Genomic DNA, 18,313 nt, shown 5'->3' with positions numbered 1-18,313 from the left:
AGCACTCGTTCGAGCGTGAGGAGACCCCATGAGGGGCAAAGCAGCACTCGTCGTCGGACTCGTGGCGGGCTACGTGCTCGGCGCACGGGCAGGCCGCGACCGGTACGAGCAGATCAAGACTCAGGCCGCGAAGGTCTGGGACCAGCCCGTCGTCCAGGGACAGGTCGAGAAGGTCAAGGCCTTCGGCGTCTCGGCCCTGAAGTCCGTTCCCGGCGTGGTGTGGAAGGGCGCGAAGTCGGTCACCGGTGCCGCGAGCGGCTCGGGCACCGTGCAGGAGCGCGCCGAGCGCGCCGGACGTGCCGCCAAGCAGTCGGCCCACGAGGTCGCCGACGTCGTCGAGGACTCCGTCGACGACGCCAAGCAGGCGGAGAAGTCGGCCACCACGCGGGCGCGTGCGGCCAAGAGCGGCTCCACCTCGTCCGGGAGCTGACGCATGACCACTCCGCGCGGATTCCGCGATCGTTCCGACGACAGCCTGTTCACCCTGATCGGCGACATCCCCGAGCTGGTGCGCAACCTCGTCGTCGCCGAGATCAACGGCGCGAAGGCGTGGGCGCAGCGCACCGCCAAGGACGCCGGGATCGGCGCCGGGTGGTTCGTCGGTGCCTTGATCGTCGTTTTCTGGGCCATCCCCGTCTTCTTCGCTTTCGTCATCGCGGGGCTCTCGTCGTGGTGGCCGGTGTGGCTGTCCGCGCTCGTCGTGTTCGGCGTGATGATCGTCATCACCGCGATCCTGGCCCTGCTGGGGTACTTGCGTTTCAAGAAGCTCTCGAACCGCGAGAACCCGGGCACGGCCATCTCCGAAGACGTCCGCATCGTGAAGGAGGCCCGCGATGAGTATTGATCGCCCCGTCCCCGTCCCCCGCACCGCGGTTCCCCTGGGGATCACCGACCCGGTGCAGTCGGCGCGCGCCGAGCTCAAGGCGGCGCTGGCCGCCATCGAGGTGAAGGCCAACGCCCCGCGTCGCGTGAGCGAGGCCATCGACCGGACCGTCGGCGAGGTGCGCGAGAAGGCGCAGCAGAACCCCGGCGCTGCCGCGGCTGCGGTCGCCGGCGTCGCCGCGCTCGTCGGCCTCGCCGTCTGGGGCATCGTCCGCGCCTACACGCGCTGAGACTCCGCGAAGCGGCCCGCCTCCTTCGGGAGTCGGGCCGCTTCGTCGTCCGCGGGCCGGCCCCGGCGACCTCGGATCCGCTCGGGACCGGTCGGCGCGCGGCCTAGGGTTCGTTCGCGAACAGCCCGCGCAGCAGGTCCTCGAAGTACTCCGGCGTGACGGCGATCGGCCCGGCGTACGCATGGTCGAAGCCGGCGATGGCGTACAGCAGCAGAGCGACGAACAACGCGAGCAGGCTCGACATCAGCAGGTGAACGCGGAGGTTCCGCACCTCGATCAGTCCGATGAGGATGGCATTGAGCACGGCACCCACGCCCAGCACGATCCAGAGCACGCTCGGCAGGGCGAGGTGGGTCAGGGCGATGCGGTCGCGGCGGTTCTCCACCAGCAGCTGGAACTGGTCGAGCGATTGCTGCACGGAGAGCGTCTCGGCGGCCGTCGTCGGCTGGACGGCGCCGATCGCGCGTTGCATGGCGGAGATATTGGCATCCGTCTCCGCGGGGATCTCGAGACGACGCTGCTCGGGCCAGTCCAGGTCGATGACGTTGCGGGCGTACTGCGTGATCTGCGCCTGCAGTTCGTCCCCCTGCGGGTCCGGAAGGAGTGCCGCCGTTCGGTACAGCGAGGCGAGCGACGACGACTCCTCGAGCACGACGCCGTCGACTTCGGTGAAGTTGCCGTAGGCCGCTGCCGCGATGAGGGCAAGGGTCACGCCGTAGAAGACCCCGTACACACCGACCGCGTAGCTGAGGACGCGGTCCCACTCCTCACCGCGCGGCGCCGCTCTGCGCACCCATTTCCGCAGCGCCAGGAGGATCGCGCACGAGCCCCCCACGACCAGGACGATGAACAGCGGCAGCCCCAGGTACATGGGGAGGTCGTACAGCCACATCGGTGCGCCTTTCGGGCGGCGTGCCCCGACGCCGTCGACGCACAGTACCAATGGGTGCGCCGCCGGCGCACCTGTCGGTGGTTCGGCGGCGAGTCAACCGGTTTGGACCGCCGCCCCGACCGGACGAGACTGGAAGCATGTCCGACGACAGCTCCTCCTCCGTGTACACGCTGTGGGCGGTTTTCCGCCGCGATCCCGAGAACCCGGTCACCGCCGCCGACGCGACCGAACTCGCCGACCTCGTCTCGCTCGTCGAGGCCGACGGTGTCACCGTCCGCGGCTTCTACGACGTCAGTGGTCTGCGCGCCGACGCCGACCTCATGGTCTGGCTCCACGGCGAAGACCCCCAGGCCCTTCAGCGCGACCTGCGACGCCTGCGTCGCACCGACCTGCTGAAGAACCTCCTGCCCACGTGGAACGCCATGGGCGTGCACCGCGACGCGGAGTTCAACCGCTCGCACGTGCCCGGCTTCCTCCGCGGCATCGAGGCCCAGCAGTGGTTGTGCCTGTACCCCTTCGTCCGCAGCTACGAGTGGTACCTCCTGCCCGAGGCCGAGCGTCGCGAGATGCTCATCGAGCACGGCAAGAAGGGCTCGGCCTACAAGGGCGTCATCGCCAACACGGTCGCGTCGTTCGCCCTCGGCGACTACGAGTGGCTCCTGCCCATGGAGGCCGACGTCCTGACCGACCTCGTCGACATGATGCGCGACCTCCGCTACACCGAGGCCCGCCGCCACGTGCGCGAAGAGGTGCCGTTCTACACCGGCCGTCTGGTCACGCTCGACGAGATCCCCGAGATCCTTCAGTGAGTGCGCCTCTGCGCCTCGGCACTCGCCGCAGCACCCTGGCGATGACGCAGTCGCAGATGGTCGCCGACGCCGTGTCCGCGGCATCCGGTCGTTCCGTCGAGCTGGTGCCGATCGTCTCGGAGGGCGACGTCAACCGCGCCTCGCTGTCGCAGCTGGGCGGGCGCGGAGTCTTCGCGAACGGGCTGCGCGAGGCCCTCGTGGCGGACCGCTGCGACTTCCTCGTGCACTCGCTCAAAGACCTGCCGACGCAGCAGCCCGATGGGTTGGTGATCGCTGCGACGCCCTCTCGTGAAGATGCGCGCGACGTCGTCGTGACGCGCGAGGGTGTCGCCCTGGGGTCCCTCGCCCCGGGGTCGCGGGTCGGCACCGGTTCCCCGCGTCGCATCGCTCAGGCCCTGCGGCACAACCCGCGCCTCGACATCCGCGACATCCGCGGCAACGTCGACTCGCGTCTCGCCCGGGTGCGCGAGGGAGAATTGGATGCCGTGATCCTCGCGGCCGCGGGAATCTCGCGGCTCGGAGGAGATCTGGGCGGACTCCTCGCCGAAGAGCTCGGTCTCGCGGAGTGGCCGACCGCTCCGGGGCAGGGGGCGCTGGCGGTGGAGACGCGCGACGACATCGACCCGGACATCTACGCGGCCCTCGCCGAGCTCGACGACGAACGCACCCGGGTGGCCATCACCGCGGAGCGCACCGTGCTCTCCGCCCTCGACGCCGGGTGCAGCGCGCCCGTCGGCACGCACGCCTCGCTCGCGGAGGGCGACCTGCGCCTGCGGGCGGTGGTCTACGCGCTCGATGGAACGCAACGGATCGGCATCGACCGGACGGTGCGTCTCGACCCGGGGTATGGTGGGGACACTACGGGCAGTGGCAATGGAGCAGATGCTGCCGACGACGGGGGACCGATCGCGCGAGCGACGCGAGCGGGCCAAGAAGCCGCGCGTCGGTTGCTCGAACGCGGGGCGGCCGACCTGGTACCACGAGAGTCGACCACATGAACGAAGGCCACCAGCACACGCCGAACCCCTCCACGGGCAGCGTGCCGAAACCGCTTGCCGGTCGACGCGTCCTCGTTCCCCGAGGGGGCCCCTGGGGCGACGGCGTCGCGGCGAGCCTTCGACAGCTCGGAGCGGTGCCCGTCATCGCGCCGTTGATCAACTTCGCGCCGACGAACGACCAGGCGACGCTCGACCAGGCTCTCGCCGACCTGGCCGCGGGCGCCTTCGATTGGCTGACGCTCACGAGCGCCACGACGGTCGACGTGCTGTACGCCTATAAGGCGGTCATCCCCGCCGAGACGAAGGTCGCCGTCGTCGGCGAGACGACCGCGGCCGCGATGCAGGCCGTCGGTTATCACGTCGACCTCGTGCCCGAGCGGGACAACTCCGCTCAGGGTATGGCCGAGCAGATGATCGCGATCGAGACCGAGCCGCGCAAGGTGCTGACCCTGCGCAGCGAGATCGCCAAGCCGGTGCTGACGCGACTGCTCATCGAGGCCGGCCACGACGTGCGCAGCGTCGTCGCGTACCGCACGGTGGGCGTGCCGGTGACCGAGAAGATCGCCGCCGACGTGACCTCGGGCCGCATCAACGCCATCCTCGTCACCAGTGGCTCGGTCGCGGAGCAGGTCGTCGATCAGTTCCCCGAGATCCCGGCATCCACCGTCATCGCCGCCATCGGCCCCCGCACCGCCAAAGACGCGAAGCGCGCCGGTCTGAGCGTCGACGTGGTGGCCGAGACCCAGACCGTCGACTCCCTCATCGAAGCCGTCGCCCGCTTCCCCCTGCACTCCGACGAATCGACCTCATGAGCTTCCCCGAGCACCGCCCGCGGCGCCTGCGCCGCACCCCCGCCGTCCGTCGTCTCGCCCGCGAGACGCACCTCGTGCCCTCGCAGCTCGTGCTGCCGATGTTCGTGCGCGAGGGGATCACCGAGCCGAGCCCGATCGGTTCGATGCCGGGCATCGTGCAGCACTCGATGGACTCCCTCCGCCGTGCGGTGGCCGAGGCCGCCGAGCAGCGCATCGGCGGAGTCATGCTCTTCGGCGTGCCCGAGGTGCGCGACGCCGTGGGCTCCGGGGCCGACGACCCGAACGGCATCCTGAACCGCGCCACCGAGGCCGTGGTGGCCGAGGTCGGCGATGCGGTGGTCGTGCAGACCGACCTGTGCCTCGACGAGTTCACCGACCACGGGCACTGCGGCGTGCTGCGCGACGACGGGGCCGTCGACAACGACGCGACCCTCGAGCGCTACACCGCCATGGGGCTCGCGCAGGCGCGTGCGGGCTCGGCGATGCTGGGGTTGTCGGGCATGATGGACGGCCAGGTCGGCGCTGTACGCGAGGCGCTGGATGCCGAGGGCTTCACCGACACGCTGATCCTCGCCTACTCGGCGAAGTACGCCGGGGCCTTCTACGGTCCGTTCCGCGAGGCCGTCGACTCGCAGCTCAAGGGCGATCGCCGTTCGTACCAGCTCGACCCCGGCAACGGCCGCGAGGGCGTGCGCGAAGCGCTGCTCGACGTCGAAGAGGGCGCCGACGTCGTCATGGTCAAGCCGGCGCTGCCCTACCTCGACGTGCTCGCCGACGTGAAGGCTTCGGTCGACGTGCCCGTGTGGGCTTATCAGGTGTCGGGCGAGTACGCGATGGTCGAGGCCGCTGCGGCCCACGGCTGGATCGACCGCCGCGGCGCGATCATGGAGAGCCTGCTCGGCATCCGTCGCGCCGGTGCCGACGCGATCCTGACCTACTGGGCGGTCGAGGCCGCCCGCTGGCTCCGCGCCGAGCTCTGAGCCGTCTCCTCTCACGCGTGAGGGGTCACTTTTCGTCGCCTGGACGGCGCCGAAGCGACACTTTTCGACCCCTCGTACAGGGGGCCTCTAGGAGGATGGATTCATGACCGATCTCAACGACCAGTGGTTCGCTCGCGCCAAGGACGTCATCCCGGGTGGCGTGAACTCGCCCGTGCGCGCGTACGGCTCCGTGGGTGGCACGCCGCGGTTCGTGCAGTCGGCCTCCGGCCCGCGGATCACGGATGCCGCGGGTCGCGAATACGTCGACCTCGTCGCCTCGTGGGGTCCGGCTCTGCTCGGCCATGCGCACCCCGAGGTGGTCGAGGCGGTGCAGTCCGCGGCATCCCGTGGTCTGTCCTTCGGTGCTCCGACGGGGGCCGAGGTCGAGCTCGCCGATCTCGTCGCGCAGCGCGTGCAGGTGGGCGATCTGAAGCCGATCGAGAAGGTGCGGCTGGTCTCGACCGGTACCGAGGCGACCATGACGGCGATCCGTCTCGCGCGCGGCGTGACCGGTCGCGACCTGCTGATCAAGTTCGCCGGGCACTACCACGGTCACTCCGACGGCCTGCTGGCCGCCGCGGGTTCGGGGGTCGCGACCCTCGCCCTGCCTGGGTCGGCCGGTGTTCCCGCGCCGATCGCCGCGCAGACGCTCGTGCTGCCCTACAACGACCTCGACGCGGTGCGCGAGGTGTTCGAGGTGCACGGCGAGAACATCGCCGCGATCATCGTCGAGGCGGCCTCGGCCAATATGGGCGTCGTTCCACCGCTCCCCGGCTTCAACGCGGCGCTGGCCGACATCGCGCACAGCCACGGCGCCCTGCTGATCATGGACGAGGTGCTCACCGGATTCCGCGTGCACCCCGCCGGCTTCTGGGGCCTGCAGGCGTCGCAGGGCGAGCGCTACCTGCCCGACATCCTCACTTACGGCAAGGTCATCGGCGGCGGCATGCCGCTGGCGGCCCTCGCCGGTCGCGCCGAGATCATGGACCACCTCGCGCCCCTTGGTCCGGTGTACCAGGCGGGGACGCTGTCGGGGAACCCGCTGTCGGTGGCCGCGGGTCTCGCCACGCTGCGGCTCGCGACTCCCGAGGTCTATGCGGCGGTCGACGCCGCGGCCGCGCAGGTGTCGGAGGCGCTGGACGCTGCGCTGACGGCCGAGGGCGTCGTGCACGCCGTGCCGCGCGCGGGCTCGCTGTTCGGCGTCGCGTTCCTGTCCGAGGTGCCCCTCGACTACGCGACGGCGCTCACGCAGCAGTCCTACCGGTACGCCCCGTTCTTCCACGCGATGCTGGATGCCGGTGTCTCACTGCCCCCGAGTGTGTTCGAGGCCTGGTTCCTCACCGCCGCGCACGACGACGTCGCCCTCGACCGCGTGCTCGAGGCGCTGCCGGTCGCGGCGAAGGCGGCCGCGGAGGCGCTGGATCCAACGCTGCTGGCTCAGTAGCGGGGATCATCCTCGCGGAGGATACGTTTCGTCCTTTGCGATGATGCGCGGGGCAGGTGCGGCCGGAAGGCTGGAGTCATGCTCCCCGCACGCCCCGCGCCGTCCACCATCTTGCAGCTGTTCTCGCGACTCGTGGCGTGGTGGCCGACGTCGATGGCACCTCGGCGCCGTCGCGCGACCTGGCAACCGTGCCCGCGTGGTCAGGCCTGAGGTCAGCGCCACGTCCAGCTGAGGAGAGCGGAAAGGGCCCGGATGCCGGCTTCGCCCACGTCACCGCGCTCTACAACGAGCGCGCGGACAGTGCGGTCAGCCCACGCGGCCAGATCTGTCGCGTCGTCGCCGGGGGCGATGGCATCCATTCGTTCGATCAGGCCCTCGACGCGCCTGCGCAGGGCTCGATCGGGGACGGATTCGGGATGCCGGCCGGGGACGGCGGAGTCGTCAGCCCAGATGTAGGCGGTGAGGGCGGTGTCGAGGGTCATGGTGCGTCCTTCGCTGAGCTCACCGGGGTACCCCGCGGCTCCCTTGGCATTGTGCTGGGCGGTGGCGCCTCGTCCACCTCACTCATGTGTTACCCGAGTTCTCTGCGGCGCGAACGTCGAGGAAGAAGAGTGGTTCGACGAATTTGCCCGGGGTGGTGATTGGTGCCGGCTCGAGGGCTTGCGCCGACCTCAGTGCGTCGTTCACCAGAGTGACCAGGTCGTTGAGAGTCGGCGGGAGGTCACTGGTCGGATCGTGCTCCGCGAGCTGCTCGACGATCACCACGGGACGGCCGTCGGGGAGATTGATGCGCGCGACCTCGAGAAGGACGACTTCGGGAGGCAGGACGACCTCCTGCTCCGCGGGGTGGGCGGAGAAGGCCGCGATCTCGCGTCCTGTGCGGCTGACGATGGCGGCGATCGCGGGGCTCGAGAAGTTCTCGGTCGCGATGCGCGGGTCCTTGCTCGTGGCGGTGACGCCTCGGGTCCACCGGGCAGGTGCGAGCGGGGGGATGTACGGGAGGCCGTGGAAGACGATCCCGGTGTGAGCGGGCAACTTCTCGAGAGCGCTCAAAAACCTTCGCGCGGCTTCGGCAGCATCGGCCATCGGCGGCTCCTCCCTTTCCGTTGTGTGCTGGCGGACGTGCTTATAAACCGAGTGAACGCCGCAGGGCTTCATCCGTTTCGCGGGTGATCCGTTCGGATGCGGCTCTTTCCGCTGCGCCGAGAGGCGCACCCGGTCGGCGGCTTTTCCGAATCGAATCCAGAGCGAAGGCGCACGCGTCCGATTCCGAATCGAACCGAGCGAGTTCGGCCCACTGTCCGCGCTCCTGCGTCCCGACGGCAAACCCGGTCGATCTTTCGTTCAGCAGGACGAGAGTGCCCAGGACGGGGTCCCCGTCGCCGACGTGCGGGTGATCCGGGCTGGACACGGGAGCCGAACCGAATTCGTCTCGGAGAATGTCGCAGAGTTTTTCGAAGCCGAGGTCCTTCATGCTCGAGTCTCAACTTTCGTGCGGTTCGCTCTGGGCCAGCCCTATGTCCGACTCCCAGCGAGGGCAGTGCGTTCTAGAACGGCGAGGTCTGCGGGACCACGGTCGGCCAACGCCACGCTAGAGCGTCTACGGCGTCTGTCGAGAGACGCGGCATGATGGCCGCTAGTTTGGTGCGAACACGCCCGAGAAGCCCGTCGTCCGCGGGCGCGACCTCGTGGAACGCGATGGAGGCCGAACCACGAATGAATGCGGTCAGCACAGGGGTGAGGTCGGAGGCATCATCACCGAATCGGGCAACCACGGCTCCCAGATCATCGCTTGGTTCCGGGGAGACACCCCACCCGGTGTAGAGCACGATCGCTTCGCTCAGCTCCGCGTCGTCGACGGCGGGTGAGCGTGTAACACCGTGTCCGGGAAAGCGCGCTTCGGCGTCACGAACGGTGACGGGGTTGCGGAACCGACTGTTCCCGGTCCACCACGTCTGGCAGTAGTCGCAGCGGTACAGGAAGTCGTCGGGCGATGTCGTGAGCACCAATTTCGGTTGCTGCTCGCGCATGGCGAGGTCGAGGCACGCCGGACATCCGAGGTCTCTCGACGGCATCAGAGCCGTCACGCCAGTTCGGTTCGGAACTTCGCAATCCCCGCCGGCTCGATGTCGAACCCGAGGTTCGAACCGGGGTTGACGACGAGGCCCTGCGTTGCCGGGGATTGCAGCAGCAGCTGGCTCCCCGACATGGCGACGACGAACGGCGCAAGGTGGGAAACGCGCTCGGCCTCCCGAGGAGACGTGAAGACGGCCATCATCGAGTGGTCGTCTTTCGGGAACAGCACGGGTTGGAAGTCCGTGAACGTCTCTCCCGGGTCCGCTCCGCTCGGAACGTAGAGCGTGCTCGCCGCGAACGTCCAGAGCACTGACTGCATGGTGAGCTGGCCCGATCGCGCTCGGGCGATCGCTGTCTCGAGCACTGAAGCCATCAGAGATCTCCTTGTGTGGCTGGCGATGAAACGGACGACCGAGACGGCGTGGGGGCGAGCCCGGTGTCACTCAATACTTCCTCACGACCTGCCATGATCCGTCCACGAGCTTGGTGAGGACGGATCCCGGAGGAACGGGCGCGCCGCCGGGATAGATCGTCTCCCGCGTCTGGTTCACGAGATACCCGGAGTCCATCACGACCGCGGTGTGTCCGTAAGTCGGATCGGCGCTCGTGGGGTCGTGGTAGAAGTTCGGGTTGCCCTGCGCGTCTTCAAGCACCGGGCGGCGGAGGTCACGCGGGTCGACCGGGAAGTGAACCGCGTAGACATCGCCGCCGTTCATGTAGGCGTCGGCCGCCTGAGGCGCCATACCTGTTTCTTTCGCGGCTGCGCTCACGCTGTCGATGCGGGCAGCATCAGAGACGGGCATGGCCCAGACATCTCCGTTCGGGGCACCGAGATTGGCGTTGTCGACGTCGTAGTAATGAACGGCGCCATCGCCGAAAAGTGACGAGTGGTAGCCGGCTGCATCCATCTCGGCGAGGTGTGAAGGAGTGAGCGCTTCGCCCGGCTGGACGTCGAGGGGAGCGCGCGGAGCTTCTTCGGAATAGCGCGGAACCCGCGGGGGTGCTTCCCCGTGGGGTGCGCGCCGCGGCACGCTTCCGAGCAGTCCAGCGCCCTTGCTCATCAGGGCCCGAAGCTCGTTGAGAAGATCCCCGAGCTTGCCGCACGAGCGCAGCAGGCCCGTGAGCTTGCCGCTGATCTTCGCTGTCCAGCTGGCGACGCGGGAGGAGACTTGCGAGATGATCCAGGGGGTGGCGAGTCCGACGGTCACGACGGCTTCGGTGGCCCACGAGATGGCGGATCCGACGAGCTGGGAGAGGATGTCGCGGACGAGGTCGTGGACGACCTGGACGATGGTCGAGGCGATCTGCAGGCCGGTGGCCATGGCGCCGGCCCATTGGCCTGAGGCGCGGATGTGGGCGGCGGCGTCGGTTTGGAAGCGGCGGTAGGCGTCGATGGCTTCGCCGGCCATATCGTCGAGGTCGCTGACGACGCGGTCGAGGTAGTCGGCGGAGCTGTTGAGCTGGTTTTGGACGTTGGTCCAGGTCTGGGAGAACCCGGCGACGGCGCCGGCGTCTCCGGTCAGGTCGTTGAACCAGCCTTTGATGGGCTCGAAGTGATCGATCAGCCAGCCGAGACCGGCGGCGATGAGCGACCCGAGGGGGTCGATGGCGGTGGCGACGGTGTCGACGACCGTGCTGAAGGCCGCGAGGCCACCTTCGACCCAGTTGCCGGACTCGATCGCGGATGCCAACTGCGTCCCCGAATCCAGAAGCCCCGCCCCACTGAACGGGGTCGCCGTGTCAACGGGACCGGCGACGAGCGCGTTGCTCACAGACCCGTCTCCAACGCACGGATCGATGCGAGGACCTTCTGCTCGTACGCGTCCATATCGCTTCCGACACCCACGATCTCGGTGGCGGAGCGGCGCACCATGTCTTCGGCGGCACCGATCAACGACCGAGCGGCGTCGGCCACCATCGTCGCGGGCGGCACGAGGAACGAACACAACACCCCGAACGCCTCGGCATGCAATCCGCCCGATGACCCGGCATCACGGGCGACGGAGATGTCGGATGCCACGGCGCTCAGCCGCGAGGCGTGCGAGCCGATCAGTTCGGAGTCGACGGCGATACGGTCGGCCATTCGCGTCAGACCCGGAAACCCATGGGCTGCGACGGCGGCTCACGATCGAGCTCACCCGCGAGGTGACCGACGATCGGTGAATCAGCGCCGAACGCGACCCGCGTGATCTCCAACGCCTGCTCACCCGCCAGCACCTGAGCGCGCCCCGCGGTCTCGACGATCAGCTGCTCCAACGCGTCAGGACGCAGTTCGTACGCGGCGTCGGCGAGGCGGATACCGGCCAGCCGTCCCGCCGCATCGACGGTCACCGTGACCTCGCGGCGCGGAGAAGTCGCCGACGCGCGAACCGCGTCGATGTCCGCCTGCACCTGCTGCGCTTGAGCTGCCCGAACCTGCGCTTCGGCCACCTGCTGCTCGATCCGAGCGATGGCCGCCTCGGCTTCACGAGAGGAGAAGAGGTCTGTCACTCGGGTGATGGTAGTCCCCGAGCCCATGACCTGGGTCAAAGATGTGAGAACTTTCATTTTCGCGCCGTTCGTGCTGGCGCCGTCGGGGTGAGGCGTCTCACCGACGGCGCACACTCCACGTCGGATGGAAGACTGAACCAATGCTTCTCTCGCAGCCCCGTGTCGTCGTGCTCGCCGGTGGAGTCGGGGGGTCGAGATTCTCCCTCGGCGTCCGTGCCGCCCTTCGCCGGCTGAACGCTCCCGAGGCCACCGTCGTCGTCAACACGGGCGACGACCTGTGGCTCTCGGGCGTGCGGCTGCAGCCCGACGTCGACTCGATCACGTACGCCCTCGCGGCGGTGAACGACACCGAGCGCGGCTGGGGGCGGGCCGGCGACACCGAGCGCGTCAACGAAGAACTCCAGGCGTGGGGCGCGGGCTGGCCGTGGTTCACCCTCGGCGACCTCGACCTCGGCACGCACCTCGCCCGCACGGGGTGGCTGCGCGACGGCCTCACGCCGACCCAGGTGCTCGCACGCATGGCGCAGCGGTGGCCGCTCGGCATCCGGATGCTCCCCATGACCGACAGCGAGGTCGACACCCACGTGCTGCTCGAGGACGGCGGACGCCTGCACTTCCAGGAGTGGTGGACGCGCCACCGCGCGAAGCTCACGCCCCGCGCCTTCGAGAACCCCGGGATCACGGATGCCGTGCCCGCCCCGGGCGTCGCCGAGGCGATCGCGGGGGCCGATGTCGTGCTGATCGCACCGTCGAACCCCATCGTGTCGATCGGTCCGATTCTGGCGGTTCCCGGTATCCGGGATGCCGTGCGGCAGACGTCGGCGAAGGTCGTCGGCGTCTCGCCGATCATCGGCGGGCGGGTCGTGCGGGGCATGGCCGACGTGTGCCTGACCGCGGTCGGGGTCGAGACCTCCGCCGCGGCCGTGGCCCGGCACTACGGCGCGCGGTCGGCGGACGGCGTGCTCGACGCATGGTTGCTCGCCGAAGAGGATTCGGCGTCGGCATCCGAGGTCGAGGCCGCGGGTCTGCGCGCCGTCGTCGCTCCGCTCTGGATGCGCGACGAGGCGACGTCCGCCGCAATCGCGAAGGCGGCGCTCGAGGCCTGAAGCGCCGGACCTGTCAGGCCGCAGCCGCCGCCAGCACCGCGGACGTCCGCGGGCCCACGCCCAGCGCCACGGCCTCGGACAGCTGAGCCGCGGTGTCGACGTCGCGGTGCAGCGTCGAGTCGCGCTCGACGGCGAGGTCGGTACAGCCGAGCAAACGGTGGCGTGCGGCGGAGTCGGGGCCGAAGGCCGAGACCCACACCGCCCCGGCGCGGGCAGTGATCAGCGTGGAGCCGGTGCCCTCGGCATCCGGGACCAGACCTCGTTCGACGGATGCCGCGAGCTCGAGCGCGGCGTCGAGATCGGCGGGGCGCAGGGCCGGGACGTCGCCCAGCAGCGCGGCGCGCGGGGCGCCCACACCGGCCGCCTCGGCGCCGAGGGCGATGGCGGCGTCGAGGCCGCGGGCGTCGCCCTCGGTGACGACGTCGACGGTGCGCGAGCGACGGAACTCGGAGCGGACACCCTCGTCGTCGGTCACGACGATGACGCGCGACACCAGATCGGCTGCGGAGGCCGCAGCGATGGTGTCGAGCGCGATCGCGCGCGCGAGGGCCTCGCGGTCGGTGCCCACGTCGGTGAGTCGGCTCTTGCCGACCGCGGCGGGCTTGACCGGCACGACGATCGTCCAGCCGGAGGCGTCAGGAATGCTCATCGCCTCCATTGTGTGCCGGGCATCCGACATTCCCGTGCGGGGGTGGCGGGGTGCCGCGAAACGTGCAGACCCTGCCACCCCCACCGCCTCAGGCGAACCGCTTGCGCAGGCGCGGGAGGATCTCGTCGCCGTACATGCGCAGGAACTCCTCCTGGTCGTGCCCGGGGTCGTGGAAGACGAGGTGGCGGAAGCCGAGGTCGACGTACCGCGCGATGCGCTCCACGTGCTCGTCGGGGTCGGTCGAGACGATGAAGCGCGAGGCCGCGCGCTCGATTGGCAGCTCGTTCGCGAGGCGCTGCATCTCGATCGGGTCGTGCACGCTCATCTTCTCTTCGGCGGTGAGCGCCAGGGGAGCCCAGAAGCGGGTCTTCTCCATCGCGGTGTCGTGGTCGGGGTGGTACGACACCTTCACCTCCATGAGCGTGTCGACGTCGTCGCGCGAACGCCCGGCCTTCGACAGACCGTCGTCGAGGGCGGGCAGCAGCTTCTCGGTGTAGAGCTCGGGATCCTTGCCGCTCGTCGTGATGTAGCCCTCGGCGATGCGGCCGGCCAGGCGCGTGGCCGCGGGACCCGAGGCGCCGATGTAGATCGGCACCTTCTGCTCGGGGCGGTCGTAGATCGTGGCGTCCTTGACCGAGTAGTAGGTGCCCTCGTAGGTGACGCGCTCACCGGCCCACAGTTCGTTGATGATCGTGATGGCCTCTTTGAGGCGCTGGAAGCGCTCGGGCGGCTCGGGCCACTCGAGGCCCAGGGTCACCTCGTTGAGCGCCTCGCCGGTACCGACGCCCAGCACGACGCGGCCCGGGTACATCACGCCGAGGGTCGCGAACACCTGCGCGATGACGCCCGGGTGGTAGCGGAACGTCGGGGTGAGCACGCTCGTGCCGATGATGACGCGCTCGGTGCGCGCACCCAGCGCGCCGAGCCAGGGGAGGGCATTGGGGGCGTGGCCGCCGTCGTGCATCCACGGCTGCAGGTGGTCGGAGAGGAAGACGGAGTCGAAGCCGACCTCCTCGGCCAGCACGCCGAAATCGAGCAGCTCGTTGGGCCCGAACTGCTCGCTCGAGGCCTTGTAGCCGAATCTCAGGGGAACGCTCATCTGTGACTCCTCCAGTGTCAGCTGCGCACGGGGCTGTGCGCGGGTTCGAACTCCGACCCGTCGGCGCCGGTGAGGCGCTCGCGGAACGCTTGCACGGTGCCCGGCCACAGCAGGGTGAGCCGGCCCGAGCGGGAATCGACGTACCAGTTGCGGCATCCGCCGGTCATCCAGGGGGTGGATGCCGCGGCGGCGTCGATCTCGTCGGTATAGGCGGCCTCGGCCTCGGGGCGCACGCGCAGCACCCGCTCGGGGCGGCGGTCGCGTTCGGCGAGGGCGCGCACCACGTAGGCGGACTGCTCTTCGGCCATGAGCACGGCGGAGTTGTGACCGAGGCTCGCGTTGGGGCCGTTGAGCACGAAGAGGTTGGGGAAGCCGGCGACGACCGTCGACCCGAACGAGGTCATGCCCTCGAACCAGTGCTCGGCGAGGGTCTCGTCGTCACCGCGCACGAGGTCGGCGTATGGCTGCTCGGCCGCGGCGAAGCCGGTCGCGAGCACGAGCACGTCGGCCTCGTATAGCTCGCCGCTCGCGGCGGTCAGGGTCGATCCGTCGACCGCGGCGAGCTCCGTGGGTTCGAGGGTCACGGCATCCGACGCCACCGCCGGGTAGAACGCGTCGGAGAGCAGCACGCGCTTGCAGCCGAAGGCGTAGTCGGGGGTGAGCGCGGCGCGCAGAGCGGGATCCGTGACCTGCGCGTGCAGGTGGGCGAGGGCGGCATCGCGGGCGGCGGCGGATGCCACGGTGTCACCCGAACGCGAGGCGAAACGCCGCTCGCCCTCGGCGTAGAGCTCCGCCCGCAGGCGCGCGAGGGCGCCGGGGCTGTCGGCGAGACGTTCGCGCTCGGAGACGGGGATGTCACCGCCGCCGCGGGGCACGATCCACGCCGGGGTGCGCTGGAAGAGCGTCACGTGGGCGGCGAGACGCGCGAGTTCGGGCACGAGCTGCACAGCGCTCGCCCCGGTGCCGACGACGGCCACCCTTTTGCCGGTGAGGTCGACGTCGTGGTTCCACCGCGCGGAGTGGAACAGCGGCCCCGCGAACGACTCCAGCCCGGGGATCGAGGGGACGAACGGCTCGGTCAGGCGACCGCACGCGAGCACGAGCGAGCGGGCGAGGAGTTCTTCGGCGCCGGTGTCGATGCGCCACACCGACGTCTCGGCGTCCCACGCGGCGCCCAGCATCGGGGTGCGCAACCTCAGCTTGTCGCCGAGCTCTTCGCGGGCGGCGACGTTGCGCAGGTAGTCCTGGATCTCGCCGCCCGGGGCGAAGGTGCGCGACCAGCCCGCGTGGGGGTGCGCGGCGAGGCTGTAAAGGTGCGCGGGCACGTCGCACGCGACTCCGGGGTAGGTGTTGTCGCGCCACGTTCCGCCGACGTCGGCCGCGCGCTCGAGCACGATCACGTCGTCGCGGCCGGCTCGCCGCAAGGCTCCGACCATCGCGAGGCCCGCGAAGCCCGCCCCGACCACGACGGTGTCGATGATCCTCATGCCGGGTGCCCGTCGCCGGGTCGGGGTGCGACCCGGTAGTCGGTGGTCCGCAGTCGGAACGGCCGCATGAGGCTCCGCGCGATGCGCTCGGCGGCCGCGACCGGCAGTTCGAGGCCCTGCTCGATGCCGGTGTCGGGCAGCACCCGACCGTCGTAGAGCGTGCCGCCGAGGTCGTCGCCGCCCGAGCGCAGCAGCACAGCCGCGGCCTCGCGTCCGACGCGGGTCCACGGGATCTGCACGTGCGAGATGCTCCCCGACAGCGCGAGGCGCGACACGGCGACCATCGCGCGATGCTCGTCGATCGGGCTGCGACCCTCGACCAGGGCCACGTCTGCGCCCGGAAGGGGGATCGGCACGAACTCCGCGAAGCCGCGGGTCTCGGCCTGGATCTCGCGCAGGCGTCGCAGGTGCGCGATGCGCTCCGCGGCGGTCTCGACGTGCCCGTAGAACAGCACCGAGGTCGAGCGGAAGCCCGCGCGATGCGCCGCGGTGATGCCCTCGACCCAGCGATCGATCTCGAGATCGCCGGGGGCGACGAGGGCGCGCACGCGCTCGCTGAGGAGCTTCACGCCCGTGCCGGGCACGGTGTCGACACCCGCGTCGCGCATCGCCGCGAGTGCGCCGTCGAGTCCGAATCCGCCGCGGTCGGCGAGGTCGCGCACGTCGAGCGGTCGGTACGCGTGCACGTGGATGCCGGGAGCCCCGCGCTTCACCGCCCGCACGAGGTCGAGGTAGCCCGAGGGGTCTTCGTCGGGCCGCAGCGCCCCCTGGATGCAGATCTCGGTCGCGCCGAGCGCAGCGGCATCCGCGGCGATCTCGGTGGCGTCGTCGAGGTCGAACTCTCCCGCGCCCGCCCGACCCGTCCGACGGAACCCGGTCGAGGTGAGGTTGCGGTTCTGCACGAGGGTGACGGGCTCGCCGACCGTGTAGCGGCGTGCGTCGTCGGCGGCGGCGGTGAGCTCGTCGAGCTCGGCACCGGTGGCGCGAAGCAGCCGGACCCAGTCGTCGTCGCCGAGGTCGAGAGGGGCGGATGCCGCCCGCTCGGCCAGACGCTTCACGCCGGGGTCGACGGCACGTGCGCCGGGCGTCATCACCGAGGCCGGTGCCGCCGCGGGCTTCACGTCGGCCGCGAGTCCCGTGGCATCCGCCAATGCCCGAACAGGACCGTGCAGAGCGGGGGCGATCCAGTGCTCGGCGTCGCCCACGTACTCGGGGTGCGCGGTGAGGCGCTCGCGGAGGACGTAGCCCTGCGCCGCGGTCTGCGCGGCCAGGTCGTCGATCTGCGGCCACGGGCGCTCGGGGTTGACGTGGTCGGCTGTCAGGGGCGAGACGCCGCCCCAGTCGTCGATACCCGCGTCAATCAGCAGGCTCAGCTCGCGCGGGTCGGAGAGGTTCGGCGGCACCTGGATGCGCATGTCGGCGCCGAACACGAGTCGCGCGACGGCGACCGCGGCGAGGTAGTCGTGCATGTCGGCATCCGGAGCGCCCTGCATCGCCGTGCGGGGCTTCGCGCGGAAGTTCTGCACGATGACCTCCTGCACGTGGCCGTGGCGATCGTCGATCTCGCGCAGGGCCACCAGTGATTCGGCGCGGTCGCGCACGGTCTCGCCGATACCGACGAGGATGCCGGTCGTGAACGGGATGCCGGCAGCCCCGGCGTCGTCGATGACCTTCAGTCGCAGTGCGGGGTCTTTGTCGGGCGAGCCGAAGTGCACCTGGCCGGGCTCCTCGTAGAGGCGACGCGAGGTGGTCTCGAGCATCATGCCCATCGACGGGGAGACGGGGCGCAGGGCGGCGAGCTCGTCGGGGTGCATGACGCCGGGGTTGGCGTGCACGAGCATGCCGGTCTCGGCGGTGATGAGCCCGGCGATGTGCGCGACGTAGTCGATGGTCGAGGCGAAGCCGTGCTCGTCGAGCCACGCGCGGGCCTCGGGCCAGCGCTCTTCGGGGCGGTCGCCGAGGGTCAGCAGCGCCTCTTTGCAGCCCATCGCCTGCCCCTGGCGCACGACGGTGAGCACCTGCTCCGGGCTCATGTACGCGGGCTTCCGCAGCAGGGCGAGCTGGCCGGGGGTGTCGACGAACACGCAGTAATGGCAGCGATCGCGGCAGAGGGTCGTGAGCGGCACGAAGACCTTGCGCGAGTACGTGATGACACGGGGCCGGCCGGCGTGCTCGAGCCCTTCGTCGCGCAGCGCCGACGCCACGCGGAAGAGCGCGGGGAGCGGAGCGTGCAGGAGCGCCTCGGTCTCGTCGACGTCGGGGCGGTGCCCCGCCGCGATCGCGGTCAGGAGATCGTCGATCGACGCGCCTCGGGCCGGTGCGACTCGCGGCGCAACGCTGCCCGTGCTCATTGGTCAAG

General features: G+C 70.2%; 22 protein-coding genes. 9 read left to right on the top strand and 13 right to left on the bottom strand.

All coding sequences use genetic code 11. The features are described from left to right. Positions 1 to 28: 28 nt before the first annotated feature. The 3 genes from AB6V31_RS01170 to AB6V31_RS01160 are packed head-to-tail and all read left to right on the top strand — an operon-like array spanning position 29 to position 1,112. The gene (locus tag AB6V31_RS01170; protein ID WP_056224623.1) at positions 29 to 430 is read left to right on the top strand and encodes a hypothetical protein; all 402 of its coding nucleotides are present in this window, start codon (positions 29 to 31) and stop codon (positions 428 to 430) included. A 3-nt stretch (positions 431 to 433) separates the two neighbouring features. After that, positions 434 to 844: a phage holin family protein gene (locus AB6V31_RS01165; RefSeq protein WP_056224620.1), complete on the top strand. Its 411-nt coding sequence runs from the start codon at positions 434 to 436 to the stop codon at positions 842 to 844. Continuing rightward, on the top strand, positions 834 to 1,112 hold the full coding sequence (locus AB6V31_RS01160) for a hypothetical protein (RefSeq protein ID WP_074694661.1): 279 nt from the start codon (positions 834 to 836) through the stop codon (positions 1,110 to 1,112). Before AB6V31_RS01165 ends, AB6V31_RS01160 begins: the two co-directional genes overlap by 11 nt. Positions 1,113 to 1,215: 103 nt before the next feature. Here the strand turns inward: AB6V31_RS01160 and AB6V31_RS01155 are convergent, their stop codons facing one another. Then, positions 1,216 to 2,004 carry a DUF4239 domain-containing protein gene (locus AB6V31_RS01155; protein ID WP_369363522.1) on the bottom strand — a complete coding sequence of 263 codons (789 nt, stop codon included), beginning with the start codon at positions 2,002 to 2,004 and terminating at the stop codon, positions 1,216 to 1,218. A 137-nt stretch (positions 2,005 to 2,141) separates the two neighbouring features. On the opposite strand from AB6V31_RS01155, the gene hemQ reads away from it, so the two are divergent. The 5 genes from hemQ (at position 2,142) to hemL (ending at position 7,047) form a co-directional block, all read left to right on the top strand. Continuing rightward, entirely contained in the window at positions 2,142 to 2,813 is a 672-nt protein-coding gene (gene hemQ / locus AB6V31_RS01150) for a hydrogen peroxide-dependent heme synthase (RefSeq protein WP_074694663.1), read from the top strand. Beyond that, positions 2,810 to 3,811, top strand: a complete 1,002-nt coding sequence (gene hemC, locus AB6V31_RS01145) for a hydroxymethylbilane synthase (RefSeq protein ID WP_056224616.1) — start codon at positions 2,810 to 2,812, stop codon at positions 3,809 to 3,811. The genes hemQ and hemC overlap by 4 nt, the downstream gene beginning before the upstream one ends. Then, positions 3,808 to 4,623 (top strand): uroporphyrinogen-III synthase, encoded by an 816-nt coding sequence (locus AB6V31_RS01140; protein ID WP_056224614.1) that lies wholly within the window; start codon positions 3,808 to 3,810, stop codon positions 4,621 to 4,623. The genes hemC and AB6V31_RS01140 overlap by 4 nt, the downstream gene beginning before the upstream one ends. Next, entirely contained in the window at positions 4,620 to 5,603 is a 984-nt protein-coding gene (gene hemB / locus AB6V31_RS01135; protein ID WP_074694664.1) for a porphobilinogen synthase, read from the top strand. The genes AB6V31_RS01140 and hemB overlap by 4 nt, the downstream gene beginning before the upstream one ends. A 103-nt stretch (positions 5,604 to 5,706) precedes the next feature. Beyond that, complete coding sequence (gene hemL / locus AB6V31_RS01130; RefSeq protein ID WP_074694665.1) at positions 5,707 to 7,047, top strand: glutamate-1-semialdehyde 2,1-aminomutase; 1,341 nt, start codon at positions 5,707 to 5,709, stop codon at positions 7,045 to 7,047. Between the two features lie 212 nt (positions 7,048 to 7,259). Here the strand turns inward: hemL and AB6V31_RS01125 are convergent, their stop codons facing one another. The 8 genes from AB6V31_RS01125 to AB6V31_RS01090 form a co-directional block, all read right to left on the bottom strand. Beyond that, entirely contained in the window at positions 7,260 to 7,529 is a 270-nt protein-coding gene (locus AB6V31_RS01125) for a hypothetical protein (protein WP_369363518.1), read from the bottom strand. An 82-nt stretch (positions 7,530 to 7,611) separates the two neighbouring features. Further along, positions 7,612 to 8,133, bottom strand: coding sequence for a hypothetical protein (locus AB6V31_RS01120; protein WP_369363516.1), 522 nt, complete (start codon positions 8,131 to 8,133; stop codon positions 7,612 to 7,614). Positions 8,134 to 8,173: 40 nt separating this feature from the next. After that, positions 8,174 to 8,521, bottom strand: coding sequence for a hypothetical protein (locus tag AB6V31_RS01115; RefSeq protein ID WP_143017833.1), 348 nt, complete (start codon positions 8,519 to 8,521; stop codon positions 8,174 to 8,176). A 73-nt stretch (positions 8,522 to 8,594) separates the two neighbouring features. Continuing rightward, positions 8,595 to 9,134 carry a hypothetical protein gene (locus AB6V31_RS01110; protein WP_074694668.1) on the bottom strand — a complete coding sequence of 180 codons (540 nt, stop codon included), beginning with the start codon at positions 9,132 to 9,134 and terminating at the stop codon, positions 8,595 to 8,597. Then, positions 9,131 to 9,496, bottom strand: a complete 366-nt coding sequence (locus tag AB6V31_RS01105; RefSeq protein WP_369363514.1) for an SseB family protein — start codon at positions 9,494 to 9,496, stop codon at positions 9,131 to 9,133. Before AB6V31_RS01105 ends, AB6V31_RS01110 begins: the two co-directional genes overlap by 4 nt. Positions 9,497 to 9,566: 70 nt before the next feature. Next, positions 9,567 to 10,895 carry a hypothetical protein gene (locus AB6V31_RS01100; RefSeq protein ID WP_369363512.1) on the bottom strand — a complete coding sequence of 443 codons (1,329 nt, stop codon included), beginning with the start codon at positions 10,893 to 10,895 and terminating at the stop codon, positions 9,567 to 9,569. Beyond that, a complete protein-coding gene (locus AB6V31_RS01095) occupies positions 10,892 to 11,206 on the bottom strand; it encodes a hypothetical protein (protein WP_074694671.1) in 315 nt (104 codons plus the stop codon). The genes AB6V31_RS01100 and AB6V31_RS01095 overlap by 4 nt, the downstream gene beginning before the upstream one ends. Before the next feature lie 5 nt (positions 11,207 to 11,211). Beyond that, positions 11,212 to 11,613: a YbaB/EbfC family nucleoid-associated protein gene (locus AB6V31_RS01090; protein WP_170210724.1), complete on the bottom strand. Its 402-nt coding sequence runs from the start codon at positions 11,611 to 11,613 to the stop codon at positions 11,212 to 11,214. A gap of 140 nt (positions 11,614 to 11,753) precedes the next feature. Here AB6V31_RS01090 and cofD point away from each other — a divergent pair, with 140 nt between their 5' ends. Continuing rightward, on the top strand, positions 11,754 to 12,719 hold the full coding sequence (cofD, locus tag AB6V31_RS01085) for a 2-phospho-L-lactate transferase (protein ID WP_369363509.1): 966 nt from the start codon (positions 11,754 to 11,756) through the stop codon (positions 12,717 to 12,719). Between the two features lie 13 nt (positions 12,720 to 12,732). On the opposite strand, the gene cofC is transcribed toward cofD, so the two are convergent. The 4 genes from cofC to cofG form a co-directional block, all read right to left on the bottom strand. After that, entirely contained in the window at positions 12,733 to 13,368 is a 636-nt protein-coding gene (gene cofC, locus AB6V31_RS01080) for a 2-phospho-L-lactate guanylyltransferase (RefSeq protein WP_369363508.1), read from the bottom strand. A gap of 88 nt (positions 13,369 to 13,456) precedes the next feature. Then, positions 13,457 to 14,467 (bottom strand): glucose-6-phosphate dehydrogenase (coenzyme-F420), encoded by a 1,011-nt coding sequence (fgd, locus tag AB6V31_RS01075; RefSeq protein WP_074694673.1) that lies wholly within the window; start codon positions 14,465 to 14,467, stop codon positions 13,457 to 13,459. A 17-nt stretch (positions 14,468 to 14,484) separates the two neighbouring features. Further along, positions 14,485 to 15,954, bottom strand: coding sequence for a flavin-containing monooxygenase (locus AB6V31_RS01070; RefSeq protein WP_369363506.1), 1,470 nt, complete (start codon positions 15,952 to 15,954; stop codon positions 14,485 to 14,487). After that, positions 15,951 to 18,305 (bottom strand): 7,8-didemethyl-8-hydroxy-5-deazariboflavin synthase CofG, encoded by a 2,355-nt coding sequence (gene cofG, locus AB6V31_RS01065; RefSeq protein ID WP_369363504.1) that lies wholly within the window; start codon positions 18,303 to 18,305, stop codon positions 15,951 to 15,953. The genes AB6V31_RS01070 and cofG overlap by 4 nt, the downstream gene beginning before the upstream one ends. Positions 18,306 to 18,313 lie beyond the last annotated feature (8 nt).

The sequence above is a fragment of the Microbacterium sp. 16-032 genome (assembly GCF_041079455.1).
Lineage (GTDB): Bacteria > Actinomycetota > Actinomycetes > Actinomycetales > Microbacteriaceae > Microbacterium > Microbacterium testaceum_A.
Note: the sequence above shows the minus strand (reverse complement) of the source record. Positions and strands in the feature narration are given on the sequence as shown.

Coding starts and splice junctions, on each gene's coding strand:
- AB6V31_RS01160 (WP_074694661.1), top strand. CDS start 834: ATGAGTATTGATCGCCCCGTCCCCGTCCCCCGCACCGCGGTTCCCCTG.
- cofD (WP_369363509.1), top strand. CDS start 11,754: ATGCTTCTCTCGCAGCCCCGTGTCGTCGTGCTCGCCGGTGGAGTCGGG.
- AB6V31_RS01155 (WP_369363522.1), bottom strand. CDS start 2,004: ATGTGGCTGTACGACCTCCCCATGTACCTGGGGCTGCCGCTGTTCATC.
- fgd (WP_074694673.1), bottom strand. CDS start 14,467: ATGAGCGTTCCCCTGAGATTCGGCTACAAGGCCTCGAGCGAGCAGTTC.
- AB6V31_RS01165 (WP_056224620.1), top strand. CDS start 434: ATGACCACTCCGCGCGGATTCCGCGATCGTTCCGACGACAGCCTGTTC.
- cofG (WP_369363504.1), bottom strand. CDS start 18,305: ATGAGCACGGGCAGCGTTGCGCCGCGAGTCGCACCGGCCCGAGGCGCG.
- hemL (WP_074694665.1), top strand. CDS start 5,707: ATGACCGATCTCAACGACCAGTGGTTCGCTCGCGCCAAGGACGTCATC.
- AB6V31_RS01115 (WP_143017833.1), bottom strand. CDS start 8,521: ATGAAGGACCTCGGCTTCGAAAAACTCTGCGACATTCTCCGAGACGAA.
- hemB (WP_074694664.1), top strand. CDS start 4,620: ATGAGCTTCCCCGAGCACCGCCCGCGGCGCCTGCGCCGCACCCCCGCC.
- AB6V31_RS01095 (WP_074694671.1), bottom strand. CDS start 11,206: ATGGCCGACCGTATCGCCGTCGACTCCGAACTGATCGGCTCGCACGCC.
- AB6V31_RS01105 (WP_369363514.1), bottom strand. CDS start 9,496: ATGGCTTCAGTGCTCGAGACAGCGATCGCCCGAGCGCGATCGGGCCAG.
- AB6V31_RS01125 (WP_369363518.1), bottom strand. CDS start 7,529: ATGACCCTCGACACCGCCCTCACCGCCTACATCTGGGCTGACGACTCC.
- AB6V31_RS01120 (WP_369363516.1), bottom strand. CDS start 8,133: ATGGCCGATGCTGCCGAAGCCGCGCGAAGGTTTTTGAGCGCTCTCGAG.
- AB6V31_RS01140 (WP_056224614.1), top strand. CDS start 3,808: ATGAACGAAGGCCACCAGCACACGCCGAACCCCTCCACGGGCAGCGTG.
- AB6V31_RS01070 (WP_369363506.1), bottom strand. CDS start 15,954: ATGAGGATCATCGACACCGTCGTGGTCGGGGCGGGCTTCGCGGGCCTC.
- hemQ (WP_074694663.1), top strand. CDS start 2,142: ATGTCCGACGACAGCTCCTCCTCCGTGTACACGCTGTGGGCGGTTTTC.
- AB6V31_RS01170 (WP_056224623.1), top strand. CDS start 29: ATGAGGGGCAAAGCAGCACTCGTCGTCGGACTCGTGGCGGGCTACGTG.
- cofC (WP_369363508.1), bottom strand. CDS start 13,368: ATGAGCATTCCTGACGCCTCCGGCTGGACGATCGTCGTGCCGGTCAAG.